The sequence below is a fragment of the Aeromonas bestiarum genome (assembly GCF_000819745.1).
GTDB lineage: Bacteria > Pseudomonadota > Gammaproteobacteria > Enterobacterales > Aeromonadaceae > Aeromonas > Aeromonas bestiarum.
The window spans coordinates 130,676-157,498 of the sequence record NZ_CDDA01000030.1 but is presented as its reverse complement, the minus strand read 5'-3'; the positions used below and the strand labels follow the sequence as shown (position 1 = coordinate 157,498).

At 61.3% G+C, this 26,823-nt stretch carries 23 protein-coding genes; 7 read left to right on the top strand and 16 right to left on the bottom strand.

Annotated features, from left to right (window positions below):
• Positions 1 to 21 precede the first annotated feature (21 nt).
• Complete coding sequence (locus BN1118_RS15810) at positions 22 to 885, top strand: SIS domain-containing protein (RefSeq protein ID WP_043557013.1); 864 nt, start codon at positions 22 to 24, stop codon at positions 883 to 885.
• A gap of 63 nt (positions 886 to 948) precedes the next feature.
• On the opposite strand, the gene BN1118_RS15805 is transcribed toward BN1118_RS15810, so the two are convergent.
• From BN1118_RS15805 to BN1118_RS15775, 7 genes are all read right to left on the bottom strand, one after another.
• The gene (locus tag BN1118_RS15805; RefSeq protein ID WP_043557011.1) at positions 949 to 1,563 is read right to left on the bottom strand and encodes a DUF2057 family protein; all 615 of its coding nucleotides are present in this window, start codon (positions 1,561 to 1,563) and stop codon (positions 949 to 951) included.
• 52 nt (positions 1,564 to 1,615) lie between these two features.
• Positions 1,616 to 2,689 carry a porin gene (locus BN1118_RS15800; RefSeq protein WP_043557009.1) on the bottom strand — a complete coding sequence of 358 codons (1,074 nt, stop codon included), beginning with the start codon at positions 2,687 to 2,689 and terminating at the stop codon, positions 1,616 to 1,618.
• 100 nt (positions 2,690 to 2,789) lie between these two features.
• The gene (gene murP, locus BN1118_RS15795; protein WP_043557007.1) at positions 2,790 to 4,232 is read right to left on the bottom strand and encodes a PTS N-acetylmuramic acid transporter subunit IIBC; all 1,443 of its coding nucleotides are present in this window, start codon (positions 4,230 to 4,232) and stop codon (positions 2,790 to 2,792) included.
• A gap of 117 nt (positions 4,233 to 4,349) precedes the next feature.
• Complete coding sequence (gene murQ / locus BN1118_RS15790) at positions 4,350 to 5,246, bottom strand: N-acetylmuramic acid 6-phosphate etherase (RefSeq protein WP_043557070.1); 897 nt, start codon at positions 5,244 to 5,246, stop codon at positions 4,350 to 4,352.
• A 286-nt stretch (positions 5,247 to 5,532) separates the two neighbouring features.
• A complete protein-coding gene (locus BN1118_RS15785; RefSeq protein WP_042868639.1) occupies positions 5,533 to 5,736 on the bottom strand; it encodes a hypothetical protein in 204 nt (67 codons plus the stop codon).
• A 161-nt stretch (positions 5,737 to 5,897) separates the two neighbouring features.
• Positions 5,898 to 6,614: a MarC family NAAT transporter gene (locus BN1118_RS15780; protein ID WP_043139769.1), complete on the bottom strand. Its 717-nt coding sequence runs from the start codon at positions 6,612 to 6,614 to the stop codon at positions 5,898 to 5,900.
• Positions 6,615 to 6,749: 135 nt separating this feature from the next.
• Complete coding sequence (locus BN1118_RS15775) at positions 6,750 to 8,066, bottom strand: MFS transporter (protein ID WP_043557005.1); 1,317 nt, start codon at positions 8,064 to 8,066, stop codon at positions 6,750 to 6,752.
• 247 nt (positions 8,067 to 8,313) lie between these two features.
• Between BN1118_RS15775 and BN1118_RS15770 the strand changes: the two genes are divergently transcribed.
• Positions 8,314 to 8,997, top strand: coding sequence for a Dph6-related ATP pyrophosphatase (locus BN1118_RS15770; protein ID WP_043557003.1), 684 nt, complete (start codon positions 8,314 to 8,316; stop codon positions 8,995 to 8,997).
• Here the strand turns inward: BN1118_RS15770 and BN1118_RS15765 are convergent.
• Genes BN1118_RS15765 through BN1118_RS15745 form a run of 5 tightly spaced genes read right to left on the bottom strand, consistent with a single transcriptional unit; the run spans position 8,994 to position 15,482 of the window.
• Positions 8,994 to 10,124, bottom strand: coding sequence for an HD-GYP domain-containing protein (locus BN1118_RS15765; RefSeq protein ID WP_043134915.1), 1,131 nt, complete (start codon positions 10,122 to 10,124; stop codon positions 8,994 to 8,996). The two genes, BN1118_RS15770 and BN1118_RS15765, sit on opposite strands and share 4 nt — an antisense overlap.
• A 10-nt stretch (positions 10,125 to 10,134) precedes the next feature.
• Positions 10,135 to 12,801: a response regulator gene (locus BN1118_RS15760; RefSeq protein WP_043557002.1), complete on the bottom strand. Its 2,667-nt coding sequence runs from the start codon at positions 12,799 to 12,801 to the stop codon at positions 10,135 to 10,137.
• The gene (locus tag BN1118_RS15755) at positions 12,802 to 13,866 is read right to left on the bottom strand and encodes an ATP-binding SpoIIE family protein phosphatase (RefSeq protein ID WP_043134917.1); all 1,065 of its coding nucleotides are present in this window, start codon (positions 13,864 to 13,866) and stop codon (positions 12,802 to 12,804) included.
• A gap of 5 nt (positions 13,867 to 13,871) precedes the next feature.
• On the bottom strand, positions 13,872 to 14,243 hold the full coding sequence (locus BN1118_RS15750; protein WP_098984970.1) for an STAS domain-containing protein: 372 nt from the start codon (positions 14,241 to 14,243) through the stop codon (positions 13,872 to 13,874).
• Positions 14,244 to 14,258: 15 nt separating this feature from the next.
• The gene (locus tag BN1118_RS15745; protein ID WP_043557001.1) at positions 14,259 to 15,482 is read right to left on the bottom strand and encodes a PAS domain-containing protein; all 1,224 of its coding nucleotides are present in this window, start codon (positions 15,480 to 15,482) and stop codon (positions 14,259 to 14,261) included.
• Positions 15,483 to 15,775: 293 nt separating this feature from the next.
• Here BN1118_RS15745 and aphA point away from each other — a divergent pair, with 293 nt between their 5' ends.
• Positions 15,776 to 16,486: an acid phosphatase AphA gene (aphA, locus tag BN1118_RS15740; RefSeq protein ID WP_043557000.1), complete on the top strand. Its 711-nt coding sequence runs from the start codon at positions 15,776 to 15,778 to the stop codon at positions 16,484 to 16,486.
• 64 nt (positions 16,487 to 16,550) lie between these two features.
• Here aphA and ypfJ read toward each other — a convergent pair whose 3' ends face one another.
• Together ypfJ and BN1118_RS15730 are read right to left on the bottom strand one after the other, a co-directional pair.
• A complete protein-coding gene (ypfJ, locus tag BN1118_RS15735) occupies positions 16,551 to 17,396 on the bottom strand; it encodes a KPN_02809 family neutral zinc metallopeptidase (RefSeq protein ID WP_043556999.1) in 846 nt (281 codons plus the stop codon).
• A 107-nt stretch (positions 17,397 to 17,503) separates the two neighbouring features.
• On the bottom strand, positions 17,504 to 17,767 hold the full coding sequence (locus BN1118_RS15730) for a hypothetical protein (protein ID WP_043134924.1): 264 nt from the start codon (positions 17,765 to 17,767) through the stop codon (positions 17,504 to 17,506).
• Between the two features lie 174 nt (positions 17,768 to 17,941).
• Here BN1118_RS15730 and BN1118_RS15725 point away from each other — a divergent pair, with 174 nt between their 5' ends.
• Positions 17,942 to 18,763: an HDOD domain-containing protein gene (locus BN1118_RS15725; RefSeq protein ID WP_043134925.1), complete on the top strand. Its 822-nt coding sequence runs from the start codon at positions 17,942 to 17,944 to the stop codon at positions 18,761 to 18,763.
• A 118-nt stretch (positions 18,764 to 18,881) separates the two neighbouring features.
• A complete protein-coding gene (locus BN1118_RS15720) occupies positions 18,882 to 19,403 on the top strand; it encodes a GNAT family N-acetyltransferase (protein ID WP_043556998.1) in 522 nt (173 codons plus the stop codon).
• 152 nt (positions 19,404 to 19,555) lie between these two features.
• Here the strand turns inward: BN1118_RS15720 and BN1118_RS21870 are convergent, their stop codons facing one another.
• Positions 19,556 to 19,732, bottom strand: coding sequence for a hypothetical protein (locus BN1118_RS21870; protein ID WP_098980954.1), 177 nt, complete (start codon positions 19,730 to 19,732; stop codon positions 19,556 to 19,558).
• A gap of 465 nt (positions 19,733 to 20,197) precedes the next feature.
• Entirely contained in the window at positions 20,198 to 21,475 is a 1,278-nt protein-coding gene (locus BN1118_RS15715) for a cation:proton antiporter (RefSeq protein WP_043556997.1), read from the bottom strand.
• A 203-nt stretch (positions 21,476 to 21,678) separates the two neighbouring features.
• On the opposite strand from BN1118_RS15715, the gene metH reads away from it, so the two are divergent.
• Together metH and rimK are read left to right on the top strand one after the other, a co-directional pair.
• Entirely contained in the window at positions 21,679 to 25,374 is a 3,696-nt protein-coding gene (gene metH / locus BN1118_RS15710; protein WP_043556996.1) for a methionine synthase, read from the top strand.
• A 239-nt stretch (positions 25,375 to 25,613) separates the two neighbouring features.
• Entirely contained in the window at positions 25,614 to 26,510 is an 897-nt protein-coding gene (gene rimK / locus BN1118_RS15705) for a 30S ribosomal protein S6--L-glutamate ligase (protein WP_043134929.1), read from the top strand.
• The last annotated feature ends 313 nt before the right edge of the window (positions 26,511 to 26,823 follow it).

Below are 26,823 nucleotides of genomic sequence, written 5' to 3'. Positions count from 1 at the left end.
AAACAAGAACAGAGAGAACCCATGCTTACCCTGTCAAAAATATCCAATATCAGGAGTCAGCTCTCCCCCAGCGAGCTCAAGATCGCTGATTACATCCTGGCTAGCCCGGAGCAGGTGACCCACTTCTCCTCGCAGGAGCTGGCCCTGCAGGCCGATGTGAGCCAGTCGAGCATAGTGAAGTTCACCCAGAAGATAGGGTTCAAGGGCTTCACCGCCTTCAAATTGGCAGTCAGCGAGGATCTGGGTCGCAAACATGCCATCAAGACTGACAATATCGGTGATCTCTACAACGGCATAGGTCGGGACGACGATCTGGAGACCATGGCCAAGAAGCTGGCACAGGAGAAGATCAACTCCATCATAGAGACGACCCAGGCGATCGATAACGGGACGCTGGAGCGGGTGCTTGATGCCATCAATCAGGCGGGGCGAGTGCAACTGGTGGGGATAGGCGGCTCGGCATTGACCGCCAAGGATCTCTGGTACAAGTTGCTCAAGATCGGGGTGACGACCCTGTTTGCCCAGGATAGCCATGTGCAGATCTCCATCGCCCAGACGCTGGGGCCGGGCGATGTGCAACTGGTGGTTTCCTACTCCGGCTCCAGCCGGGATGTGCTGGCGGCGGCCGAGCTGGCCAAACGCAATGGTGCGACCCTGATCGCGGTCACCTCGTTTCGCAGCACACCGTTACGACAGATGGCGGATCTGGTGCTGGATACGGTCGCTGAGGAGAACGAACTGCGCATCTCTTCCATCTCGTCGCGCACGGCTCAGAACACCATCACGGATATCCTCTTCCTGGGGCTGGTACAACGGCGTGATGAGCAGGCCTGGGCCCTGATCGATGGCACCCGGGGCGCCATCGACCGGCTCAACAAGGAGTGACAAAAGGGGAGCCTCGGCTCCCCTTTTCGTTTCCGGCATTCGGGTCGATAGTCGTTCCCGGCTCTACAGATCCAGCGCCCAGCGCATGAAGGACTTGCGGCGCTCGCCGTCCGCCTGCTGATAGAGGGTGCGCAGCAGTTTATCGGCTTGTTCTTGGTTGAGGGCACCTGCCGGCAGCTGGCTGGCGGTGACCGGCGCAGCAGGTCTCGCCGACCATGAGGGCTGTGGCGCCAGTTCGGTCGCGAGCAGGGCCTGATAGTCGGTAAACAGGGTACCGCCTTTGAGCGGGCGCAGAGTGAAGGGCACAGGTTGGCCCTGCTCATCTTGCAGCAACAGGCGTGGGGTGCGGGCGAAGTCACGCACCGCCTGTGGCGTGTCGAGCGGGGGCGTGCTCAGTCGCAATTGTCCCCGTTCCTTGCCGTTCAGAGTCAGCAGCAAGGGGGAAGAGGTGATCCTGCCCTGGCTCTCGTTGGCAGAACGAGGATCTCGCGGGCTGTCGAAGCGCACCAGCAGGTGGGTGTCGCTCTCTGGCAGGGGTAAGGTCTGCTCAAAGGTGGTGGGGCTAGCCATCTGGGTTGCCAGCAGTGCCAGATTATCGGCGAGGGTCAGAGTCGTAGCCCAGGCGCCCTGGCTCAGGGTCAGTGTCGCCAGCAGCAGGGTTCGGATGGGTTTTATCATGGACATGGTTCCTCGGTGACGGGGCCGGCACGGGCCAGCCCCTTTGGCAGGATCAGAATTCGTATCTCAGCCCCAGATGATAGAAGTCATCGCTGTTGCTGCTGCCCCCAAAACTGGTGCGTGTATTGCCCTGCAGGCCATCCTCGCCATCACGGAAGACATAGGCGCTGTAGAGGGAGGATCTAGGCGTGAGCTTGTACTGCACCTCTAGCGTGGTGTCGCGCAGCGCCATGCCATCACCTCCTTCGTTGTCCAGGTGGCGGTAACCGGCGCGAAGACTCCACTTGGGATCGATGTCATAGACGGCAGTCAGCTCCCATACCTTGTCTTCACTGTCAGCCAGACCGTGGCGATAGCTCACCTGATCCCTGGCATAGAGCGCCCCCAGCATCAGCTTGCCAAGGTAATAACGGCTGCCGACACCGGTGAAGCGATACTGGTCGGCATCTTCGCTGACCATGCTGGCATCACTCTGGGCGGCTTGACTCTGCTGATAGGCCAGTACGGGTACCAGCCGACCCGCAGCCCCCATGTCGATGGTGTAGCGCAGGGCGGCGTTGTAGCCGTAATCGAGATCCGAGGTGCCATTGCCCAGGATATAGCCGAGGGAGAAGTCCAGATTGCCCAGACTGTTCTGATACTGCAGGGTGCCATCCTGCCGGAACACCTGCACTGCTGTGGCGTCTATCTTGCTGGCCTGACGGGCCATGGCGACGTCGGAGGCGGCAAACACGTCACCTATGTCGGTAAACATGATGAGACCGGAGGAGACCCGGCCACCGGTCAGCTTGCCATACTGGCCAGCATCGATACCGGCCCAGACATAGCGGGCGGTGAGGTCGCTGCTGTTCTTCTGCACGTTATTGGCATATTCGGCGGCGTTTACTTGATATTGCGCCATGCCAATCACGGAGACGGAATCATTGACGGTCTGGCTGGCGGTAAAACCGATGCGGCCATCGAAGTCGCCTTGGTTATTGCCGCTCTTCTTGTCTGAAATATTGAATCCGAGTCGACCATACAGGTCTACGTTGGAGCCGTCATCGGCCTGATAAATAACGGCAGCATGACTGGTCGCACAAAAAATAAGGGCGGGAATGGACGAGGCCAGAATATATTTTTTCATGGGATAATTATTCCTTAAATAATCCGACGAGCAGATTTCAGGTATGTTTTTGACGGGTTCCGATGAATCGGAACCCGTGGTCTTGGCAGTAAATCGGGGATCAGCTCAAATCGACGTCTTTGCAGCCGAACATCAGGGTGAAGAGGTAGCCACCGAAGTAGGCGATGGCGAGACCGGCGGCATAGACCATCATGCCGGGGAAGATCCCCTGGGCGGAGGTCATCAGCGGCAGGGCCACTATACCGGAGGGACCGAACACGGTATTGAGACCGACCGGCAGGCCCATGTAAGCCACTAGACCGACGAAGAAGCCGCCCAGTGCACCACCCAGACAGGCGGTGATGAAGGGTTTGACTCTCGGCAGGGTGACGCCATAGATCAGCGGCTCACCGACCCCCAGAATGCCGGGGATTATGGTGCCCTTCACCTGGGTGCGCAGCAGGGAGTCCTTGCCAGCCCGGCTGTAGAGCGCGAGTGCGGCGCCCACCTGGCCGGCCCCAGCCAGTGCCAGTATGGGGAACAGGGAGTTGAACCCCTGCGCATCCATCAGCGCGAAGTAGACGGGCACGAACCCCTGGTGAATGCCGAACATCACAGAGAGCAGGAACAGGCCGGCCAGGATAGCTGTGCCGATCGGGTTGCCGTTGAGGTTGATGAAGAGCCAGGACATGCCGTTGTAGAGCTGGACGCCGATCGGCATGATCAGCAGGAAGGTGATCACGCCCATGAACAGCAGGGTGATGCAGGAGGTGAGGATCATGTCCAGACTGTCAGGGATGAAGCGGCGTACCTGACGCTCCACTGAGGCCCCCAGAATACAGGCGATCAGTACCCCTATGATATTGCCGCGCGGATCTATCTGGTGGCCGAAGAAGTCGCTGATCCCTGAATAGACGCCGCTGGTTGCCTGGGGGTCATAACCCATCACGAACAGGGAGGCTAGGATGGCGCCATTGACCCCGGATCCACCGAACGCCTTCTGGGCGTTGTAGCCGATGAGGATGCTGAGGAAGCTAAACAATCCCTTGCTGAACAGCTTCATGTAGCTGATCACTTCCGCCATCATGGAGCCGGTCTGCTGGCCTTCCAGCATATAGGTTTGCTCCAGCAGGGTGGCTACCCCGAGCAACAGGCCGGCGGCGATGAAACCGGGGATGAGCGGGGTGAAGATGGTGGCAAACTTGGCCAGAAAGCGATGGGCCACGCTGGTTTGCTTCTGCTTGAGCTCCTGCTTCTTGGCGGCGGCCACATCCTTCAGCTCGCTGGAATCCGGGCCGTTGTCCGCAGTGTTGGCCAACATGTCGCTCATCATCTCGCAGGCAGTTTGCGCCTTGCCTGGCCCCAGAACGATCTGAAACTGCTTATCGCTGACGATAACGCCCAGTACGCCGGCAATGCGCTTGATGGCATCGTGATCGGCATATTGGTTATTCGTCAGGCCAAGTCTCAGTCGGGTCATACAATGGCCGCAATTGGCAATATTATTACGGCCGCCAATGGCCTGAATAATTTGTCCAATCATGGTGTCAGTTATTTTTGCCATATCCTTCCCAGTCAGTCTCTGAATTTGTGTGGAGGGTGACTTGCCAAATAAAAAGGGCGTCTGCTCGTTATTGTTATGTGTTTATTTAAAACCGGAGCCATCCCTGGCCAGGGATGTTCAGGCACCGCATGGGCTGATGAATCCACCTTGCTGCTGCAGCTTCTGGCGGGCAGCATCGGCACCCAGGCCGGCAAGTATCATGACGATGGCTGTCTTGCAGTGACTGTCGGCCGCCACCAGCGCAGTCTCGGCGGTGGCACGATCGCATTCTGTCGCTTCCATCACTATGCGCTTCTGGCGCTCGATCAGCTTGGCGTTGGTCGCTTCCACGTCCACCATCAGGTTGCCGTATACCTTGCCGGTACGGATCATGGCACCGGTGGACAGCATGTTGAGGATCAGCTTCTGCGCCGTGCCTGCCTTCATGCGAGAAGAGCCGGTCACGATCTCGGGGCCGACTACGGCCACCATGCTGATGTCTGCTTCCCGGGCGAGGGGGCTGCCGGGGTTGCAGCTGATGCTGCACACTGTGGCGCCAAGAGTACGGGCGTGGGCCATGGCACCCAGGACGTAGGGGGTGCGTCCGCTGGCGGCGATGCCGACCAGCACGTCGTTGGCCGAGAAATCGATCCGCTGCAGATCCTGGGCGCCGAGCTCCCGGTCATCTTCGGCATTCTCGACCGCTTGCAAGATGGCTTTGTGGCCCCCGGCGATCAGGCCGACAACTAGCTCGGGTGAGACACCATAAGTGGGCGGACACTCGCTTGCATCCAGAATGCCCAGCCGGCCAGAAGTGCCGGCACCTACATACACCAAGCGACCACCCTGCTGGAAGGCGGCTGTGATAGCGTCGACCGCTCTGGCTATCTCGGGCAGGATCTGGTCAACGGCGAGAGCAACCTGTTGATCTTCTTGATTGATCACCCTGAGCATTGCCAGAGTCGGCAGACGGTCGATCCCGTTACTGGCCGGATTGCGGGTTTCGGTGATCATGCTGGATAAATCTATAGTCATCATTTCCTCTGTGTCAGCGGGTCGCTTGTCCCTGCGAAGAGTCCTCTTCTTGATGGTGGCTATGTTCATCGATTTTTGATTTCAGTTATGAGATCAATATCGCATAATTAATTATTCCAAAATAAAATAATTATTTGGTTTTAATATTCCTTCTTGAATGAGTCTCTGGCTGCTGGGTATCAAGGAGAGGAAGGCCGGCTGCAAGCGCGTGCCTCATCAGCGTATCGGGTGCCGGACAACAAAAAGCCCCGGCACATGGCCGGGGCTGGTGGATAGGGTGACTGGGTCAGTTGACCGATATGGCTCTGGCGTCTATGTAGAAGCGCGCATTGCCTTGTGGATCGACCCTGATCTGGGCAACCAGACGATCGCTCTGTTTGTATTCCCACCGTGTTTTTATCCTGGCCAGGGCGGGGCTGGCTGCACCGACCACATTCAGATATTCATGAAACAGGCTGTAGCTTCCAATCTCGGTCAGCATCTTTTCCATTTGCACATCTCCTGCAGTGAGTGGGTGTCTCCACCCACAAACCTATCAAGCACACTCTGAATCGAGTCTGTACAAAAAACACACTATCTCATTTATGTGTCAGCAACATGATCAGGCGCAAGATCAGTGACGATTGTCGGCGGTTATGACACCGTTTTCAGTCAGGGCTGGCGGGCCTCTTCCAATTGTTCGAGTGCACCGGATACATGTGGCAATGCAGGTGCCGTTTGTGCCGCAGTGGCGCCGTGGAACACGGGATCCTGTGCCACTTCCTTGATGCCGTTGATGCAGAACTGCATGCCCATGCACACCAGCAGGAAGCCCATGATCCGGGTCATGGCATCTATACCGGTGGCACCGAGGATCTTGCAGACAGGATCCGCCAGCTTGAGCACGCCCCAGCTGAGTGCGCTCATCAGGGCGAAGGCGGTGACCATGGCGGCATAGATGGTGAAGCGGTTGTACTCGTCGGGCAGCTCGGCTATCTGGGCGGCGCCGCTGATCACCAGCGCCATGGTGCCCGGCCCGCACATGCTGGGCATGGTCAGCGGCACGAAGGCGATGCTCTGGTTGATATCGACCCCGGCCGCCTGGCTGGGGGCCGGGAACAGCATGCGAAAGCCGATGAAGGCGATGATGAGACCGCCGGCCAGGCGCAGGCCGGGAATGGAGATCCCGAACAGATCCAGGATGGAGGAGCCGATGAAGAAGCTGACACAGAGGGTGCAGAACAGATAGATGGCGGCCAGATTGATCTGGCGGCGCACGTGCTCACGGGACATGCCCTTGCTCAGCCCCAGCAGCAGGGTGGCCGTGGTGGGTGGATTGACCATGGGCAGCAGGGCAAGCAAGGCGAGAAATACGACCTGAAAGAACATCATGAACCTCGGATGACTAGAGTGGAGGAGTGTCCCGGGCCGTCGACAGGCCCGAGAGGGAGGCTATCTTATGTCGGCTGGGCTGAACACCAGCCATATGAAAAAAGCCCCGATTTCAGCGGGGCTTGCGAGGGGTCAGGCGATTTGCGGCGCAGCCTGCCGTTGGCTGCGCTGTTGCAGCCAGAGCAGCAGGCCGATGGCAAAGCCCAGTGCCGACAGGCTCACCACATAGTGGGAGGGGGCCAGCACGTCGTTTTTCATCCACAGGGTCACCAGCATGGGCGTCAGGCCGCCGAAGATGGCGTAGGCCACGTTGTAGGAGAACGACAGCCCGGAGAAACGCACCACTGCCGGGAAGGCGTTGACCATGACGTAGGGCACGGCGCCGACGATCCCGACCGCGAAGCCCGCCAGCATGTAGAGCGGGATCAGCTGATCCATGCCAGCCGCCAGGCCGTGGTAGAAGGCGTAGCTGGCACCGGCCAGCAACAGGGAGCCCAGCATGAAGGTGGGACCGCTGCCGAGGGCATCGATCAGCCGGCCATAGAAGATGCAGCCCAGGGTCAGGGCCAGGATAGCCAGGGAGTTGGCGGTCAGGGCATCGGCGGGGCTGATGCCATGAACCTTCTGCAGGTAGGTGGGGGTCATCAGGATCACCACGACTATGCCGGCGGAGAGCAACCAGGTCAGCAGCATGGAGATCAGCACGCTGCCCTTGTGGTTGCGCAGCACAGTCTTGAGCGGCAGCTCTTCCGCCAGCGCCTTGTTGGCCTGCATCTCGGCGAAGACAGGGGTCTCGTGCAGCCAGCGGCGAAGGTACATGGCGACTATGCCGAATGCTCCGCCGAGTACGAAGGCCAGACGCCAACCCCAGTCGCTCACCTCGGCCGGGCTCATGCCGCGGTTGATGGCGGTGGCCACCAGGGAGCCAAGCAGTATGCCGGCCGTCAATCCCGCGGTGAGGGTGCCGCAGGCGACGCCGACCCGGCGGGCGGGTACATGCTCCGCCACGAACACCCAGGCGCCCGGTACTTCACCACCGATGGCGGCTCCTTGCAGGATGCGCAAACCCAGCAGGGCCAGCGGTGCACCTATGCCCAGTACCGCATAGGTGGGCAAGAGGCCGATCATCAGGGTGGGTAGCGCCATCAGCAGTATGCTCAGGGTAAACATCCGCTTGCGGCCGATGAGATCGCCAAAATGGGCCATGATGATGCCGCCAAGGGGGCGAGCCAGATAGCCTGCGGCGAAGATGCCGAAGGTCTGGAACTGGCGCAGCCACTCGGGAATATCGGCCGGGAAGAAGAGCTCGCCGATCACCACGGCGAAGAAGACGAAGATGATAAAGTCGTAGAATTCGAGGGCTCCGCCGAGGGCTGCCAGGCTCAGTGTCTTGTAATCCTGTCGGTTGAGGGGGCGGCTGTGGTCGTAAGCTTGCGTGACTGTCGTCATATCCTTATGTTTCCCATCGCTTTTTTAGTTATTGTTCCCCATCCTTTCAGGGGAGACGCTCATTACCGAGGGTATGCTTTTGCATCCCGGTATGTAAATCGCACAATTCGCAACACTGTCTTGCAGCTTTTTGGTGCAGCGAGGCGGGGAACCGGGCCCATATCCAGGAGCCTGCTCCCGGGGCAAATGACTACAACTATACCCGGGTACTCAACCAGTTTTCGGGTACAAGACAGCTGGAGAAATCATGAAGAAAACCAAGGTGTTGCTCTCCTGGAGCAGCGGCAAGGACAGCGCCTGGGCGCTGCACACATTGCGGCAGGATCCGGCCATCGAGGTGGTGGGTCTGTTTACCTCCCTCAATCAGGCCTTCGAGCGGGTGGCCATGCACGGGGTGCGCAAGCAGTTGCTGATGCAGCAGGCCGAGTGCGTTGGCTTGCCGCTGACCGCCATCGATCTGCCCTGGCCCTGCACCAATGAGGATTACGCCCGCATCATGACCGACTTCATCGCGGGCGTGGTGGCAGAGGGGATCCACCAGATGGCGTTTGGCGATCTCTTTCTCGAGGATGTGCGCGTCTATCGGGAGAAACAGCTGCTGGGAACGGGCATTGAGCCACTGTTTCCGCTGTGGGGCAGCGACACGGCCAAGCTGGCGCAGCAGATGATGGCGGCCGGCCTGAAAGCCAGGATCAGCGCCCTGGATCCGAAAAAGCTGGATGCCAGCCTGGGCGGCCACGAGTTTGATCCCGCCTTGCTGGCGGCCCTGCCAGCCGGGGTGGACCCGTGTGGCGAGAATGGCGAGTTTCATACCCTGGCCTGGGACGGCCCCATGTTCCACCGGCCGCTGGCCATACGGGTCGGGGAGACTGTGCTACGGGACGGCTTCGTTTTCACCGACCTGCTGCCTGCCGACCTCCCCATCGTCTAGTCGGTATTGGTCTCCCGCTCGCCCTTGTCGTCGTTGTAGCGCAAGGCTATATCGTGAAACTGCGAGTGGATGCGGGCGAAGGTATCCGTGATGTCGGGATCGAAGTGGCTGCTGCGCCCCGCCAATATGATGGGAACCACCTCATCGTGGGACATGGCGGCCTTGTAGCAGCGCTTGCTGATCAAGGCATCGTACACATCCGCCAGCGCCATCAGCCTGGCCGAGAGGGGGATCTCGTCCCCCATCAGGCCATAGGGGTAGCCGGTGCCATCCCACTTCTCATGGTGGTAACAGGCGATCTCCTTGGCCAGGCGCAGAAACTCGACCTCCACCCCCAGCGCCTCCTCGGCATGGACTATGGCCTCCTTGCCGAGGATGGAGTGATGCTTCATCTGAGCAAATTCGTCTGCATCCAGCTTGCCGGGTTTTAGCAGGATCCGGTCCGGCACGCCGACCTTGCCGATGTCGTGCAGGGGCGCCGACTTGAACAGCAGTTCTATGGTCTTGGGGGTCAGCTCGGCGCGAAAGCGGGGGTGATCGCACAGGGTCTCCGCCAGCAGCTTCACGTAGTGCTGGGTGCGCAGTATGTGGTTGCCGGTCTCGTTGTCGCGGGTCTCGGCCAGAGAGGCAAGGGAGTGGATGGTGATGTTCTGGATCAGCTCGTTCTCCCGGGTGCGCCGTTCCACCTCCTGCTCCAGATAGGCGTTCTGGTCGTGCAGCAGGTCCCGCGCGGCTTTCAGCTCCAGATGGTTTCTGACGCGGGCCAGCACGATGGCGGGGGTGATCGGCTTGTGGATATAGTCCACAGCGCCCAGCGCCAGCCCGTGTGCCTCCGCGCTCTCCTCCACCTTGGCGGTCAGGAAGATCACTGGAATGTCCCGCGTCTGTGGCATCTCCTGCAGCGCCTGCATCACCTGGTAACCATCCATCAGGGGCATCACCACATCGAGCAGGATCAGATCCACCCGGGTGCCGGCCGACAGTATCTCCAGCGCCCGCCGGCCGCTGATGGCCACCTTGACTCTATAGTGAGGGCTCAGCAAGGCGCTGAGCAGGGAGAGATTCTCCGGTGTGTCATCGACCACCAGCAGGGTGGGTTTGGTGTCGGGATCCAGCAAATTGAGCATGATGGTGCCCTCACTCTTGGTTGAACAGATCGGGCTTGAGGGCCCGGACTTGTTGCAGATGTGCCAATGCGTCGGTGAAGCGGAACCGGGTCATGGCGTTGGCCATGGCCGGTGCGGCCTCCTCCAACAAGGGGGCGAGCCTGGCCTGATGGTGCTGGAACAGGATGAAGGCCTCGGCATCATCCTCCAGCAGCAACTGGGTCAGCCGTGTCAGCACGGACGCTATGTCCGGTTGCGGCAGCTCGGGCCGAGCCGGGGAGGCCTGGGGGGGCAGCAGGGGGAGCAAGCCATCGGTCAGTTGTTGCTGCATCTGCAACCCCTGCTCGGCCAGGGGTAACAGGCTGCTGGTATCGTCTCCCCGGGCGATGGCACTCTCCAGTCGGGCCGCTATGTCCCGTAGCGGGTCGGCGCCCAGGGTGGCGGCTATGCCCTTGAGAGTATGGGCTTGCCGATGCGCCTCTTCGCTATCGTTGTTCTGCAGGGCGGCGATCAGATGCTGCATGGGTTGAGCGCCCTGCTGGGCGAAGCGGCGCAGCAGGTCCCGATACCACTCCCAGTTGTGCATCAGGCGCTGCAGTGCTGTCTCTGCCTTGAACCCGAGCGCCTGCAACTGCGCCTGCAAGGGCTCCTCGCGCTGGGTCACCGAGGACTTGATCCGCCCCCCGGTTTCATGGCTGAAGGAGGTCGCCCAGCGCTGCAGGGCGGCATAAAGCTTGTCGGGATCTATGGGTTTGGCGATGTGGTCATCCATGCCAGCCTCCAGGCAGCGCTCCCGATCGCCGGCCATGACGTTGGCCGTCATCGCCAGGATCGGGATGTGATGCCCCTCGCGCTCCTGCAGGCGCAGTAGCCGGGTAGCGGCCAGCCCGTCCATCACCGGCATCTGCATGTCCATCAGGATCAGGTCGTAGTGCGCTTGCTCCGCCATTTTCAGGGCGATGGCGCCATTGGCGGCTATGTCGACCTTGGCCCCGACCGCTCGCAGCAGCTCCCGCGCCACCTGCTGGTTCAGCTCGTTATCTTCCGCCAGCAGTATGGTGAGCCCGTCGAAGCGGTAGCTGTGGGCCGGTTGTTGTGACTTGAAGGCGACCGGCGTGGCTTGCTGGCCAAACAGACCTATGACGGTATCAAACAGCACTGAGGCGCACACCGGCTTGACCAGTACCCGGTCAAATCCGGCGGCCTCCGCCTCGCGAAACACCTCCTCCCGTCCGTAACCCGTCACCATGACCCGGTAGGGGCGTTGGGTGAAGCCGCGGGCGATGAGGCGGCGACCCGTTTCTATGCCATCCAGCCCCGGCATGTGCCAATCCAGCAGCACCACCTCATAGGGTCTCCCCTCCTGCTCGGCGCTGGCGATCATCTGCAGCGCCTGCTGGCCAGACTCTGCTGTGTCCACTACGAAGCTCATGCTGCTCAGCAGGGCGGCCAGTATGGTGCGGGAGCTGGCGCTGTCGTCGGTTACCAACATGCGGCGGCCGCGCAGATCCAGGCTGGGCAGGTAGCGGGATCTGTACCTGCCCCGGCCAAGGCGGGCGGTAAACCAGAAGGTGCTGCCCTGGCCCGGTTCGCTCTGCACCCCTACCTCGCCTCCCATCAGCCCAGCCAGTTTGCGGGAAATGGCGAGTCCGAGGCCGGTGCCGCCGTACTTGCGGGTGGTGGAGCTGTCCGCCTGCTGGAAGGACTGGAACAGCCGCTGCTGCTGTTCCTGGTTCATGCCGATCCCCGTGTCCTGCACCGAGCAGTGCAGCAGCACCTCCTGCGGCAGCTTCTCCAGGCAGCTGACCTTGACCAGGATCTCGCCCTGCTCGGTGAACTTGACCGCGTTGTTGGCGTAGTTGATCAGGATCTGGCCGAGGCGCAGCGGATCGCCATAGAGCAGGGTATCGAGCTGGTGGTCGACCTCGAACAGCAACTCTATGCCCTTGGCTTCGGCCTTCTCGCCCACCAGGGTCGCCAGGTTTTCCAGTACATGGTCGAGATCGAATTCGATCCGCTCCAGATCCAGCTTGCCAGCCTCGATCTTGGAGAAGTCGAGGATGTCGTTGATGATGCCGAGCAGGTGCTGGGCGGAGCGCTGGATCTTGCCCACGTAGTCGAACTGCTGCGGGTCGAGCCGGGTTTGCAGGGCGAGGTGGGCCATGCCGAGGATGGCGTTCATGGGAGTGCGGATCTCGTGGCTCATGTTGGCGAGAAAGTCGCTCTTGGCCCGGGTCGCGCTCTCCGCCAGTTCATAGGCTTGTTCCAGTTCCTGATTCTTGGTCTGCATCACGGCGAACAGCTCTTCCCGGGTCGGCTCGGCGAACTGCTGCTGCATCTGTTGCAGCATGCCGTCATCCGGCCAGTGGGGCAGGTGGCAGACCAGGGCGATGGCACTGTCCGAGTGAGATACCAGCCGTATGGTGCCATGAGAGGCGCCAGAGGAACCGGGTTGCAGCGGTTCATCGGCGGCCAGAGAGAGCCAGAGCTCCTGCGTCTTGCTCTCCAGCCACAGCCGTAGTTGCAACCAGCCGGTCGTCGCCGCCAGCTGGCGCACCAGCTCCGAGGTGGCCCCCGCCAGCGGGGCCACGAAGGTGGGGCTCTTGTCGATGCAGGTGAGAACCTGAATTACCTTGCGTCTGGCGGTGAGGGCCGCCGCCGGGCCAGAGAGCCGGATGTCACCTATCAGCTGTTGCATCTAGCCTTCCTCCTCCGGTTGCACCCGCAATATTATGCAGCTCGCATCGTCCGTGCTGCGGCCGCTGTGAGCTATGACCTGGCGAGCCAGGGTGGCGGGATCCGCCCCCAGTTCCAGTGCGCCGTCGCGCAGGTTGAGTGATTCGCTGATGCCATCCGAGTAGAGCATCACCACATCCCCCGGCACTATGGGTTGACGTTGCAGCAAGGGGGTAGGGAAACGCTCCCCCAGCACGCCATCGCGGGAGATGCCGCGCCAGGGCTCGTGGCCACGCAGGCAGATGCGGGTATTGCCGATGCCGGCATAGCTCAGCTCGCCGCGTTCGCCATTGATCAGCGCCACGCCGGCGGCGGCTCCCCGGGTGCCGATGCAGTGCTGGTGGAGCAGTTGCAGCAGACGGGCAGGCTCCTGCTCCTGGCTGTTGTGCAGCGCCTCCTCGAGGATCTGCACCAGCTTGTTGGCCGAGGCACCGTGGCCGCTCACATCGATCAGCACCAACGAGACCCCGTCGGGGCCAGGACGGATAAAGGCCAAGTCGCCCGAGACCCGCTCCGGATAGCAGGGCCGGTTCTCGCTGGCCCACTCCAGTGTCAGCGTGCGGGGGTTCGACACCTGAGTGGGCAGGGTGACGCGGGCCATCGAGGGTGCCGCCCCGAGCCACTTGCGGGCCTGTACCAGGGTGCCCCCCTCGGGCGGGGTGCTGATGGTGAGTTCGGACATCATGCGCCGCACGCCGGGCAGCCCCAGCCCAAGCGTGCCCGAGGTGCTGTAGTGATCCTGCATGGCCTGGTGCACGTCCGGGATGCCGGGCCCCTTGTCACGGGCGATGATGTCGATGCAGGGGCGTCCCTTGGGGTGATGGAGAGCCAGGGTGATCTCCCCCTTCGTGGCGTATTTCAGGATATTGCTGCCAAGCTCGGAGACCACGGTGGAGAGCATGGCGCGGTCCACCTCGGACAGGCTGGCGATGAAGGGGAGACGACGCACCGCCATCACCGTCAGGTGCAGGTCGATGTCGTGGCGCAACGGATACCTGGCTTCCTGCGCTGTCTGTTCCAGTTGCATGGGATTTACTCCTCGGCCTTGAGGCGATTGACATGGGCGAAGGCATCGTCCATGTCGATGAAGCAGCGCAGCTGTCCCGGCTGCGCCTCGGCCAGCGCCAGAAAGGCGGCGATCCCTGCATTCAACCCGACCAGCAGGCAGATGGCGCCGAGCAGGCGGCACACGTCGGCCAGCTTGCACACCTGTCTGAATTCGTGGTGATCGAGCAGCATGACGCCGGAGAAGTCGAGCAGCACGGCGCGCTGACGGCCCTGTACCAGTCGCTGGGAGAGGGTCTGCATCAGCAGTTGCATGCCGTCGTCACCGAGATCGGGACGCATGCTGACCACGACGCAGTCAGCCACATTGGCTATGCCCAGATCGTTGTTGAGCTGCATGGTCATGGTCGGCTCCTAGAGGGTGGATCCGACCCGCTTGAGGGCAATTTCGAAGGCATCCCTCAGGGTCGCCGTGGTGCGGATATCGCCGACCGAGACCCCCAGCTCAACCATGGTGCGGGCGATGGCGGGAGAGACCCCTGAGATGATGGCCTCGCACCCCATGAACTGGGTCGCCTTGGTGATCTTGATCAACTGGTTGGCGACCCCGGTATCCACGGTGGCGACGCCGGCTATGTCCAGCACGAAGACCCGGGCCCGGGTCTCGGCAATCTTGATGAGCGACTTGTTCATCACATCGGCGGTACGCATGGAGTCTATGATCCCCACCAGCGGCAGCAGCAGAATGCCGTCCCAGATGGGGGTGACCGGGGTCGACATCTCCTGCAGCGACTTGTGCAGCTCCTCGCGCACCCTGGCGGCCTCTTCCGCCTCCTCCATAGCCCGTTTGAGCTGACGGTGCTGCTCCACCTGGGCCGTGATGTCGGTGGCAAACTTGACGATCTTGCTGGGCTTGCCGTTCAGATCCAGCACCGGATTGTAGGAGCCCTGGATCCAGACCTCCTCGCCCTGCTTGCCGAGCCGGCAGAACTCGCCGGCCAGGTACTCGCCGCGGCGCAATGTCTCCCAGAAGGCGCGATAATCGGGCGACTGGGCGTAATCCGGGTCGACCAGCAACCTGTGGTGCTGACCCTTCAGCTCCTCCAGCTGATAGCCCACTATGTCGAGAAAGCGCGAGTTGGCATCCAGAATGGTGCCATCCAGGGAAAACTCCACCTTGCCCATGACCCGGCTCAGGGCATTGATCTGGCCCTCGAAGTTGGCGTTGAGCTGCTTTTGTTCGGTCAGATCCATGGCGTATTCGATGATCCGGATCAGCTTGCCCTGTGCATCCAGCATCGGGCTGCAGGTGCCCAGGGTCCACACATCCCGCCCCTGCTTGTCCAGCCGGTGGAACTCTCCCTCCTGTGGCTGACCGCTGCGCAGTGCCTCCCAGAAGGCGGTATAGGATGGGGATTGCGCCTCATCCCGTGAGAGCAGCACCTCGTGGTGTTGACCCTTGAGTTCGTCCAGCGAATAGCTCATGAGGGCGAGGAAGCGCGGGTTGGCGTCCAGGATCTGCCCGTCGGGGGAGAGTTCGAGCCGCGCCAGCATCTTGTCGATGGCGTCCATCTGGGCTTGGTGATGGGATGCTGCTGAGCCGGTCTTGGGGGAATGGGCAGAGGTGTGTGCGTCCATGGCATCTCCAGTGAGAGAATGTCGTTGATGTTGATATCAATAAAGGGTGTTAAGCAGTTATAGCTCACTCGGGCTCTTTAGGCCTGAATTAAGGGTCAAAAGGGGCTGGTGGCGATCAGATGCGACGATCGCTCGGGTGAGGCCACATTCACGCGGCGCCTGGCGTTTATCCCGCGTGGAAAACGCCGGTTGGCGCGAGTCACCTGGTTCCGTTTTGTGGCCGGTTTCACGGTTTCGGTCGACAGCATGGGGCAGGATTGGCACCCTGTTTTATTCACGTCACGAGTCCTACCATGCCCGCTTTCCCCCGTCTTGCCCTGCTAGCCTCCCTGTTCGCAGCAACCCTCAGCCTGCCCGCCCTGGCCGATCAGGCCGTGACCAGCCCGACCGGTGTCACGACTGTGACTCTGGCCCAGCAGGCGCCCATTCACTGGGTGTCGGTGGTGCAGATTGCCGCCAGTCTGGATGGCCTGCCGCCGACGGCGGTGGGCTTCGACATCGACGACACCCTGCTCTTCTCCAGCCCGGGTTTCTATCGCGGCAAGCAGGAGTTCTCGCCCAACGACGAGAGCTACCTCAAGAATCCCGCCTTCTGGGAGAAGATGAACAACGGCTGGGATGCGTTCAGTGTGCCGAAAGAGGTGGGCAAGGCGCTGATCGCCATGCACCTCAAGCGCGGCGATCACATCTATTTCGTCACCGGCCGTTCGGCCACCAAGACCGAAACGGTGAGCCAGACGCTGCAGCAGACCATGGGGATCCCGGCCGATCGGCTCAATCCGGTGATCTTCGCCGGCGATCAACCGGGTCAGAACACCAAGGTGCAGTGGCTCAAGGATAAACAGATGAAGATCTTCTACGGCGATGCGGACGGGGATATCAAGGCGGCGCAGGCCGTGGGTGTGCGCGGCATACGCCTGCTGCGGGCAGCCAACTCCACCTATCGGCCGCTGCCGCTGGCTGGCGCTTTGGGGGAAGAGGTGATAGTCGACTCCCAGTTCTGATCGCCGTCTTGCGGTGGGCAAAAGGGCCGGCTCCTGTCAGGAGCCGGCCCTTTTTTCCTGGCGTCTAGCGGGCGGCGAAGGTATTGCAGCTGGCGGGTTTGCCGCTGTCAAAGCCGCGTTTGAACCAGGCGTAACGCTGGGCCGAGCTGCCGTGGGTGAAGCTGTCCGGGATCACCCGGCCCTGGCTCTGCTGTTGCAGGCGGTCGTCACCTATGGCCTGGGCGGCATTGAGCGCCTCTTCCAGATCGCCGTGCTCCAGCACCTGCTCCCGCTCCATGTAGTGGCCCCAGACACCGGCGAAGCAGTCGGCCTGCAATTCGAGTTTGACCGACAGCTTGTTCTGCTCGGCGCGGCTCAGCCCCTGCTGTTGCTGGCGCATCTTGCGCTCTATGCCGAGCAGGTTCTGCACGTGGTGACCCACCTCGTGCGCCACCACATAGCCCTGGGCGAAGTCGCCGTCGGCTCCCAGCTTGTCACGCATCTCCTGATAGAAGGAGAGGTCTATGTAGACGGTGCGATCCGCCGGGCAGTAGAAGGGACCCATCACCGACTGGCCCTGACCGCAGCCGGTGCGGGTTGCGCCGCGATAGAGCACCAGCTTGGGGGCCTGATAGGGGTTGCCGCTCTGCTGGAAGATCTCGCCCCAGGCATCTTCGGTGGAGGCCAGCATCACCGAGGTGAACTTGGCCAGGGGATCCTTGGCCGGCTGAGACACCTCCTGACGCTTGGGCTGGCTCTGGGTCGTCGGCTCGTTGAGCAGGGGGGAGAGATCCACCCCGTAGTAGCCGGCCACCATGACCACCACCAGCAGGATCAGGCGACCCTTGCCGCCGATGGGAAGCCCACCGCCGCCGCCCTGTTGGCGCCTGTCTTCAACATTGTTGCTCTCACGGCGATTCTGCCAGCGCATAGCCTTGCTCCCCTCATGTGCAATGGCAGTAATGATAATGGCTGGCGGTGCGGCTTGCCTAACGGGGCCAGGCCTGCGGCAGGGCCGCAATCGGCTGGCAAGCGCGTTTATTCGGCCCAGGGCATCTCGGGCAGGGAGTCCAGAAACTGGGCGTAACGCTCGAGGTTGAAGGGACCCTGTTCCGCTTCCATCGCCATCAGTTCGGCGCCGAGGGCACAGGCGATGTATTGCAGCGCCTCTTCCCGTGGGGTGCCCTTCATCACCAGCCGCATCAGGGTCGCCTTGACCTGCAACGGGTGACCATCGATCAGCTGGTTGTCGACCATCTCCAGCAGGGTCTGTTCGTCAAAGAACTCGGTGGGTTCGCTCATGTTCAACTTCCTCGTCATGTCATAAAGGGTGCCAGTATAGCCACAATGTTATTAACACATTGAAATATGTCGATAAAAACATTCCTGTGAGGCCGCTTTTTGTTACCCATACTTACTGAGGGTTTGCTGTCGGCAAACGAAAGACATCATAAAATTGCATGGACGGATATCAAGATGCCCACCATAGACTCGCTGTTATCCAAGCCCCAAAATCTGCCCAATGTGCCCGAAGTCATGCGCGATCTGGTGCAGACCTTCAGTGAGAAGGAACCGGATATCCTGTTGATCGCCAAGAAGATCAACAAGGATCCCGTCATTTCGGCCAAGCTGCTGCGGCTGGCCAATTCCGCCAAGTTTGGCGGCAGTCGCCAGGTCGCCACCGTCAACGAGGCTGTGGTGCGACTCGGGGTCGATGTGGTGCGCAACATGGTGCTGGCCTGCGGTTTGACAGGCTCCATCAATGCGGTGCCCGGCATCGACCTCAAGCACTTCTGGGGCAAGGTGTTCGACGTGGCCGAGCTGGCCAGGCGGCTTGCCAAGCTCAAGGGCATGAAGGGGGAGGAGGTGTTCACCTGCGCCCTGCTCTACGACATGGGGCGGCTCATCATGCATGTGGGACTGCCGGAGAACATGGTGAACCACATCAAGGATCTGGAGCCCAGCAAGGGGCGCGCCAAGGCCGAGGAGCTGGTGGTCGGCTTCAACTATGCCCAGACAGGGGCCGAGATGGCCAGGCGCTGGCAATTTCCCCTCAGCATCTGCCATGCGGTGGAGTATCACTACAACCCCTTGCTGGCCAAGGAGTTCTCTGCCGAGGCTGCGCTGATCCACCTGGGCATAGTGCTGGCGGCGCAGTCGGATGTGGGGGAGGAGGCACCACCCGAGTGGCCAGTCCAGGTGGCCGAGCGACTAGGCCTGGCCTGGCCGGATTGTGCCGCCGTGTTCATGGCCTTGCGCGAGCAGGGCAATGGCTATGCGGGTCTGCTGGCGGCCTGAACCTGCTCATCCTGTTATCGGGGTCGCACTGCGGCCCTTTTTCATGGGGTTTGCCTTGCCAATGAGGCGGAGCAGGGGCAGTCTTGAGAGCCTGTTTTTGCTGAAAAGAGTCCTTGCCATGATCCTCTCCGAGCGCCTGCTGCTGCGCGAACTGACCACAGCCGATGCCCCCTTCATTCTCGAACTGCTCAACGACAGCGACTTTCACCGTTATATCGGTGATCGCGGCATACGCACCCTGCTCGACGCCGAAAACTACATCCAGCAGGGGCCGGCGGTCAGCTATGCCCGCCATGGCCACGGCCTCTATCTGGTCGCGCGCAGGAGCGATGAGGCCAGGCTCGGCATCTGCGGCCTTATCAAGCGCGATACCTTGCCCTGCGAGGACATAGGCTATGCCTTCCTGCCCGCCTATCGGGGTCAGGGTTACGGCGTAGAGGCGGCGCAGGCTGCGCTGCAAGATGGTCGGGAGAGGCTGGGGATAGAGCGAGTGATCGCCATCGTCACCCCGGGCAACGAGCGATCGGTGGCACTACTGGCCAAGCTGGGGCTGGTGCGCAGTCGTCTGGTCAAGCTGAGCGAGGATGCTGATGAGTGTCTGCTGCTGGAGGCGGTCGGAACTCAAACCTGTCCGGTCTGAAGCGTGCAGCGGCGAGGCGTGGCTGACAGTCTGTGATGGAAGGCGCTGTGAGTGGCGCTGGTGCGGGAGAAATTAAGTTCAAGAGGTGAAACAAAGAGGCCGCCGTGAGTTGCGGCCTGTCTGCATCGGGCGCTGCCGGTTGGCAGGCAGGATCAGTTGAGGTCTTCGATGGAGAACTCGCCAGCGATACCATCACAGGAGATGGCGAAACCGCCGCTGAAGCGGGTGCTGAACTGGATCAGGAACGCATCGGAATCCTGCTCTTGTGGAGGCAGGTTGATGGGTTTGCTGCGACGCAGGGGCTTGTGTGTATGTATGGCTTTCATCATGGTATTTCTCTATATAAATTAAGTGTTCGCTCCTTGTTTTTGCAAATTTCAGGTTAATGGGCGCGGTCAACCGCCAGGGTCGACAAGCGCGCAGGAATACCCAGCCCGAGTCACGGGCGTCTGCACTGTCAAGGAATATGCTGATGCATAAATCAAATTGGGTGGGCAGAACGGGTCTGCGCCGTGAGAGCCGGGCAACGCAGGCAGACAGCCTGACGGTTCTCGAGGCGAGTAAATCAGAGGAAGGTTATGTAGGTACTGGCAGGATTCATCTAACGTTGAAGCATTGCGAACATAAACAGGGCTGATTAACTAGCCGGTGCGCATTCTCTCCTCGATATGAATAAAAAGCAAACAATTATTTGGCGATTTTGTCTCAAATCCGTTTTTTCAGTATCGCCAGCCACAAAAAGGGCTCCCGTCGGGAGCCCTTTTGCATGATGCCTGCCGGGGTCAGCGGGTGACTCAGTAGTCGCCGGTGGCCTTCTTGGCGGCGGTGATCATGGGGGTGATGGTCATGCCCTGCACCACGATGGAGAACATCACCACCGAGTAGGTCATTACCAGGATCACTTCCCGCAGATCGACGCCGTGTTCCGGCAGCATCATGACGCCGGAGGGCAACGCCAGCGCCATGGCCATGGCCAGACCGCCGCGCAGACCGCCCCAGGTGAGGATCCGCACTGAGAACTTGTTGTAGCTGCGATAGCGGCGGAAGGCTATGTAGGGCAGCGACACGCTGATGAAGCGGGCGGCCAGACAGAGGGGAACCGCGATGACCAGCAGGATCCAGTCTTGCCAGGCGAGCTCCAGCAACACCAGCGCCAGACCGATCAGCAGGAACAGCAGGGCGTTGAGGAACTGATCCATCAACTCCCAGAAGTGATCCAGGTGGTGCTTGCTCTGCTCGGAGAAGCCGGACTGGCGGGTCCAGTTGCCGATCATGATGCCGGTGACCACCATGGCCAGGGCGCCGGAGACGCCGATCATGTTGGCGAAGGCGAAGCCGGCGGTGGGGATGCAGAGGGTCAGCAGCAGCTCCAGGGAGCCGTCGTCGGTGGCGCTGATCATCACGTGGGCGATGAGGCCTAGCACGGCGCCGAACAGGATGCCGCCGAGGGCCTCATGCAGGAACAGGCCGGCCACGCTGCCGAAGGTGGGTTCAACTCCGCCAAAGGCGACGGCAAACACGGTGGCGAAGATCACCAGGCCGACACCGTCGTTGAACAGCGACTCCCCTTCGATCTGGATGGCGATCTGGGGCGGCGCCTTCATCTTCTTGACGATGGCCAGCACGGCTATGGGGTCGGTGGGGGAGATCAGGGCCCCGAACAGCATGCAATAGACCAGCGGCAGCTCCCAGCCCAGCAGCTTGGCGATGAACCAGAAACCGTAGCCGACCATGAAGGTGGAGAGCAGGGTCGCCACTATGGAGAGAATGGTGATCTCCCACTTCTGGCTACGCAATGCCTTCAGGTTGATGCCGAGACCACCGGCGAACAGCAGGAAGCCCAGGATCCCCTTCAGCAGGAAGTTCTGGAAGTCTATGCTCTCCATGGTTTTGACGGCCAGGGGTTCGAGATTGAACCAGCCCAGCTTACCGAACAGCACCAGCAGCGCGGAGATCAGCATGGATCCGGCTGTGATGGCGATGGTGGTCTGGATCTTCACAACATACTGATTGGCAAAGGCGATGAAGATCGCCAAGGCTGCCAGGAAGCAGAGTGTGTAGTAGACGCTCATAGTTATTTTTCTCTTTAGTAAACAGCAAGCACGTATCCCTATTGAGGACGGGCATAGGGTACTCTGGGGTCACATGTTACTCATTACCCATTTATGAGTATATAGGTCGCAATTACGGACAGATAGACGGCTAGATTTCCATTTGATTTGTTTGCTGCTAGGATGAAGTTCACGCAGTTGCATGGATGTAAGAGGAACGAGCGGTGTCGAGCATAGAGTCGAATAAAAAGTCGGACATAAAGAAGAAGCTGGAATCCTGTCTCAAGGAACGGATCCTGATCATCGACGGTGCCATGGGCACCATGATCCAGGGCTACAAGCTGGGTGAGGCGGACTATCGGGGCGAGCGCTTTGCCGACTGGCACACCGACATCAAGGGCAACAACGATCTGCTGGTGCTGACCCGGCCCGCCGTCATTCGCGAGATCCACGATCAGTACTGCGCCGCCGGCGCCGACATTCTCGAGACCAACACCTTCAACGCCACCCGTATCGCCATGGCCGATTACGAGATGGAGGACTTCTCCGCCGAGATCAACCGCGAGGCCGCCCGTCTGGCCCGCGCCGTGGCGGACGAGTGGACGGCCAAGGACCCCACCAGGCCGCGCTTCGTGGCCGGGGTCCTGGGCCCCACCAACCGCACCTGTTCCATCTCGCCGGACGTGAACGATCCCGGCAAGCGCAACGTCACCTATGACCAGCTGGTGGCCGCCTACACCGAATCGACCCACGCCCTGATCGAGGGCGGCGCCGACATCATCCTCATCGAAACCATCTTCGATACCCTCAACGCCAAGGCCGCCGCCTTCGCGGTGGACCTGGTGTTCGAGGAGCTGGGCTATGCCCTGCCGGTGATGATCTCCGGTACCATCACGGACGCCTCGGGCCGTACCCTCTCCGGTCAGACCACGGAAGCCTTCTACCATTCGCTGCGCCACGTCAAGCCCATCTCCTTCGGCCTCAACTGCGCGCTCGGCCCGGACGAGCTGCGCCAGTATGTGGAGGAGCTGTCGCGCATCAGCGAAACCCATGTCAGCGCCCACCCCAACGCCGGCCTGCCCAATGCGTTCGGCGAGTACGATCTGGACGCGGGCGAGATGGCGGAGCACATCCGCGAGTGGGCTTCGAGCGGCTTCCTCAACCTGGTGGGGGGCTGCTGCGGCACCACCCCGACCCACATCCGCGCCATGAGCGACGCCGTGGCGGGCATCCGTCCTCGCGTCTTGCCAGATCTGCCGGTGGCTTGCCGACTGTCGGGCCTGGAGCCGCTGATCATCACGGCGGAGTCCATGTTCGTGAACGTGGGGGAACGTACCAACGTCACCGGCTCGGCCAAGTTCAAGCGGCTGATCAAGGAGGGGCTCTACGACGAGGCGCTGGATGTCGCCAAGCAACAGGTGGAGAGCGGCGCCCAGATCATCGACATCAACATGGACGAGGGGATGCTGGACGCCGAGGCGGCCATGGTGCGCTTCCTGAACCTGATCGCCGGCGAGCCGGACATAGCCCGGGTACCCGTGATGATCGACTCCTCCAAGTGGGAGGTGCTGGAAGCTGGCCTCAAGTGCGTGCAGGGCAAGCCGGTGGTCAACTCCATCTCCATGAAGGAGGGGGAGGAGAAATTCATCGCCCAGGCCAAGCTGCTGCGTCGCTACGGCGCCGCCGTCATCGTCATGGCCTTCGACGAGGTGGGTCAGGCCGATACCCGTGCCCGCAAGTTCGAGATCTGTCAGCGCGCCTACCGGATCCTGGTGGATCGGGTGGGCTTCCCGCCGGAAGACATCATCTTCGACCCCAATATCTTTGCGGTGGCGACCGGCATCGACGAGCACAACAACTACGCGGTGGACTTCATTGAGGCGGTGAAGGACATCAAGCAGCACCTGCCCCACGCCATGATCTCCGGCGGTGTCTCCAACGTCTCCTTCTCGTTTCGTGGCAACGAGCCGGTGCGCGAGGCGATCCACGCCGTTTTCCTCTATCACGCCATCCAGAACGGCATGGACATGGGGATAGTCAACGCCGGTCAGCTCGCCATCTACGAAGACATTCCGGCGGAGCTGAAGGCGAAGGTCGAGGCCGTGGTGCTGAACCTGAACAACAACGCCACCGAAGATCTGCTGGCCATCGCCGAGCGTTATCGCGGTGCCGGTGCACAGGCGGAGGATCCGCGGGATCAGGAGTGGCGCAGCTGGCCTGTGGGCAAGCGGCTGGAGCACGCCCTGGTCAAGGGGCTCACCGACTTCATCGAGGAGGATACCGAAGAGGCGCGGGCCGGCGCCGAGAAGCCGCTGCACGTGATCGAAGGGCCCTTGATGGACGGCATGAATGTGGTCGGCGATCTGTTCGGCGCGGGCAAGATGTTTCTGCCCCAGGTGGTGAAGTCGGCGCGGGTGATGAAGCGGGCTGTGGCCTATCTGCAACCCTACATCGAAGCCGAGAAACAGGGCGGTTACAGCAACGGCAAGATAGTGCTCGCCACTGTCAAGGGCGACGTGCACGACATCGGCAAGAACATCGTCGGGGTGGTGTTGCAGTGCAACAACTACGAGATAGTGGATCTCGGTGTCATGGTCTCTTGCGAGACCATTCTCAAGACGGCGCGGGAAGTGAATGCCGACATCATAGGGCTGTCGGGTCTGATCACCCCGTCTCTCGACGAGATGGTGCACGTGGCCAAGGAGATGGAGCGCCAGGGCTTCAAGCTGCCGCTGCTGATCGGCGGGGCTACCACCTCCAAGGCCCACACAGCGGTCAAGATAGAGCAGAACTACAGCGAGCCCGTGGTCTATGTGTCGAACGCGTCGCGCGCCGTCGGGGTGGCCCAGAGCCTGCTGAGCCCTGAGCTCAAGCCCGCCTTCGTCGCCCGTATCGACAAGGAGTACGAGATAGCTCGGGATCAGCATGCCCGCAAGCAGCCGAGATCCAAGCCGGTCAGCCTGGCCCACGCCCGCGCCAACCGCCACCAGCTGGACTGGGTCGGCTATCAGCCGCCGGCTCCCCGTGAACCCGGGGTACAGAAGTTCGAAAACGTGCCCATCTCTGTGCTGCGTCCCTACATCGACTGGACGCCGTTTTTCCTCAGCTGGGAGCTGGCGGGCAAGTATCCGCGCATCCTGGAGGACGAGATCGTAGGTGAGGAGGCGACCAAGCTGTTTGCCGACGCCAACGCCATGCTGGATAAACTCGAGCGCGATGGAAGCGTGCGCTGCGCCGGCATCATAGGCCTGTTCCCCGCCAACGGGGTGGGGGACAGCATAGAGGTCTACACCGACGAGTCGCGCACCCAGGTGCGCAAGGTGCTGCACCACCTGCGCCAGCAGAGCGAGAAGCAGGGCTTCCCCAACTACTGTCTGGCGGACTATGTGGCACCCAAGGAGAGCGGCAAGCCGGACTGGATCGGTGCCTTCGCGGTGACCGGTGGCATAGGTGAGGAGGCCATAGCGCAGGCCTACAAGGCCGATCACGACGACTACAACGCCATCCTCATTCAGGCGGTGTGCGATCGTCTGGCGGAGGCCTTCGCCGAGTACCTGCACGAGCAGGTGCGCAAAGTGCACTGGGGCTATGCCCAGGACGAGGCGCTCTCCAACGAGGAGCTTATTCGCGAGAACTACCGTGGCATACGTCCGGCGCCGGGCTATCCCGCTTGCCCCGAGCACACCGAGAAGGGCAGCATCTGGGAGCTGCTGGGGGTGGAGCAGGCCATCGGCATGAAGCTCACCGAGTCCTACGCCATGTGGCCGGGGGCTGCCGTGTCGGGCTGGTACTTCTCCCACCCCGACAGCAAATACTTCGCGGTGGCGCAGATCCAGCAGGATCAGGTGGAAGACTACGCCGTGCGCAAGGGCATGACGCTGGTGGAAGCCGAGCGCTGGCTGGGGCCAAACCTGAACTGAAGGGTGATCTCCCCCGTGACACGGGTTGATCTTTGACGAGAAACGGCGGCATCCTTGGGCTGGTGGACAGACCAGCTTAGGGCCGCCGTTTGACATATCGGTGACAACGGGATTGCAGTGTGCAGTTCTGTGTGGTTTGTCTTGTTGTCAGGAGAAACAATTGGCGTTGTCTTGGCGCTGTGGCACCTTATACTCTCCCGCCCCATCCTGCCCAGGCACTGCCTTCTAGCGGAATTTTCATGAAGATCGCCATTTTATCCCGTGAGCCCAGAAACTATTCCACCCGCCGTCTGGTCGAGGTGGCACAGGCGCGCGGTCATCAGGTAGAGGTGCTCGACACCCTGCGCTGCTACATGAATATTGCCTCCCACAGCCCCTCCATTCACTACGAAGGACGCGAGCTGGAGAGTTACGACGCCGTGATCCCGCGCATCGGCGCCAGCATCACCTTTTACGGCACCGCAGTGCTGCGCCAGTTCGAGATGATGAACACCATGGCCCTCAACAGCTCGGTGGCCATCTCCCGTTCCCGTGACAAGCTGCGTGCCATGCAGTTGCTGTCGCGCCACGGCATAGGTCTGCCCATCACGGGTTATGCCCACAGCACCCACGATGTGCCGGATCTCATCACCATGGTGGGGGGCGCGCCCCTGGTGGTGAAATTGCTGGAGGGGACCCAGGGGATAGGCGTTGTGCTGTGCGAGACCCAGAAGGCCGCCGAGAGCGTGATCGAGGCCTTTATCCAGACCAACAACAACATCCTGGTGCAGGAGTATATCCGCGAGGCCAACGGCGCCGACATTCGTTGTCTGGTGGTCAATGGCAAGGTGGTGGCTGCCATGCGTCGTCAGGCTCAGCCGGGGGAGTTTCGCTCCAACCTGCACCGTGGCGGTACCGCCGAGGCGATCAAGATAAGCCCGGAAGAGCGCGCGACTGCGGTGCAGGCCGCCAAGATCATGGGGCTGGATGTGGCCGGGGTGGATATTCTGCGCAGTGCCCGTGGCCCGCTGGTGCTGGAGGTAAACTCCTCCCCCGGCCTGCAGGGGGTGGAAGCGGCCTCCGGCAAGGATGTGGCGGGCAAGATCATCGAGTTCCTCGAACTCAAGGCGAGCCGCAAGAACAAGCCTGCCGAATGAGTGCAGCAACCGGAATGGTTGGAACAGACGAGGCGCCTTCGGGCGCCTCGTCGTTTTTTGGCTCGCCGCTCGGGTGAGGGAGCGGGCCGCCAGGGTGAGCTCGATCTGGCCGTCGGCGTAGCTCAACGCCCCCTCAATCAGGTTGCCGAGGGGTCGAGCAAGAGGGGATGGAGAAGGTCATAGCGCTGCGCGAGAAGGAGGGTTCCAGTAGGCTCAGGCCGGCTGAACGAGCGGCAAAGCAGGGGGGCAAATGGCGCTCATGCTTGCGTTATCATCTGTTGCAAAATTGCACCACCTCAAGATCAAACACCAA

Coding starts and splice junctions, on each gene's coding strand:
- BN1118_RS15810 (WP_043557013.1), top strand. CDS start 22: ATGCTTACCCTGTCAAAAATATCCAATATCAGGAGTCAGCTCTCCCCC.
- BN1118_RS15805 (WP_043557011.1), bottom strand. CDS start 1,563: ATGATAAAACCCATCCGAACCCTGCTGCTGGCGACACTGACCCTGAGC.
- BN1118_RS15800 (WP_043557009.1), bottom strand. CDS start 2,689: ATGAAAAAATATATTCTGGCCTCGTCCATTCCCGCCCTTATTTTTTGT.
- murP (WP_043557007.1), bottom strand. CDS start 4,232: ATGGCAAAAATAACTGACACCATGATTGGACAAATTATTCAGGCCATT.
- murQ (WP_043557070.1), bottom strand. CDS start 5,246: ATGACTATAGATTTATCCAGCATGATCACCGAAACCCGCAATCCGGCC.
- BN1118_RS15785 (WP_042868639.1), bottom strand. CDS start 5,736: ATGGAAAAGATGCTGACCGAGATTGGAAGCTACAGCCTGTTTCATGAA.
- BN1118_RS15780 (WP_043139769.1), bottom strand. CDS start 6,614: ATGTTCTTTCAGGTCGTATTTCTCGCCTTGCTTGCCCTGCTGCCCATG.
- BN1118_RS15775 (WP_043557005.1), bottom strand. CDS start 8,066: ATGACGACAGTCACGCAAGCTTACGACCACAGCCGCCCCCTCAACCGA.
- BN1118_RS15770 (WP_043557003.1), top strand. CDS start 8,314: ATGAAGAAAACCAAGGTGTTGCTCTCCTGGAGCAGCGGCAAGGACAGC.
- BN1118_RS15765 (WP_043134915.1), bottom strand. CDS start 10,124: ATGCTCAATTTGCTGGATCCCGACACCAAACCCACCCTGCTGGTGGTC.
- BN1118_RS15760 (WP_043557002.1), bottom strand. CDS start 12,801: ATGCAACAGCTGATAGGTGACATCCGGCTCTCTGGCCCGGCGGCGGCC.
- BN1118_RS15755 (WP_043134917.1), bottom strand. CDS start 13,866: ATGCAACTGGAACAGACAGCGCAGGAAGCCAGGTATCCGTTGCGCCAC.
- BN1118_RS15750 (WP_098984970.1), bottom strand. CDS start 14,243: ATGCAGCTCAACAACGATCTGGGCATAGCCAATGTGGCTGACTGCGTC.
- BN1118_RS15745 (WP_043557001.1), bottom strand. CDS start 15,482: ATGGACGCACACACCTCTGCCCATTCCCCCAAGACCGGCTCAGCAGCA.
- aphA (WP_043557000.1), top strand. CDS start 15,776: ATGCCCGCTTTCCCCCGTCTTGCCCTGCTAGCCTCCCTGTTCGCAGCA.
- ypfJ (WP_043556999.1), bottom strand. CDS start 17,396: ATGCGCTGGCAGAATCGCCGTGAGAGCAACAATGTTGAAGACAGGCGC.
- BN1118_RS15730 (WP_043134924.1), bottom strand. CDS start 17,767: ATGAGCGAACCCACCGAGTTCTTTGACGAACAGACCCTGCTGGAGATG.
- BN1118_RS15725 (WP_043134925.1), top strand. CDS start 17,942: ATGCCCACCATAGACTCGCTGTTATCCAAGCCCCAAAATCTGCCCAAT.
- BN1118_RS15720 (WP_043556998.1), top strand. CDS start 18,882: ATGATCCTCTCCGAGCGCCTGCTGCTGCGCGAACTGACCACAGCCGAT.
- BN1118_RS21870 (WP_098980954.1), bottom strand. CDS start 19,732: ATGATGAAAGCCATACATACACACAAGCCCCTGCGTCGCAGCAAACCC.
- BN1118_RS15715 (WP_043556997.1), bottom strand. CDS start 21,475: ATGAGCGTCTACTACACACTCTGCTTCCTGGCAGCCTTGGCGATCTTC.
- rimK (WP_043134929.1), top strand. CDS start 25,614: ATGAAGATCGCCATTTTATCCCGTGAGCCCAGAAACTATTCCACCCGC.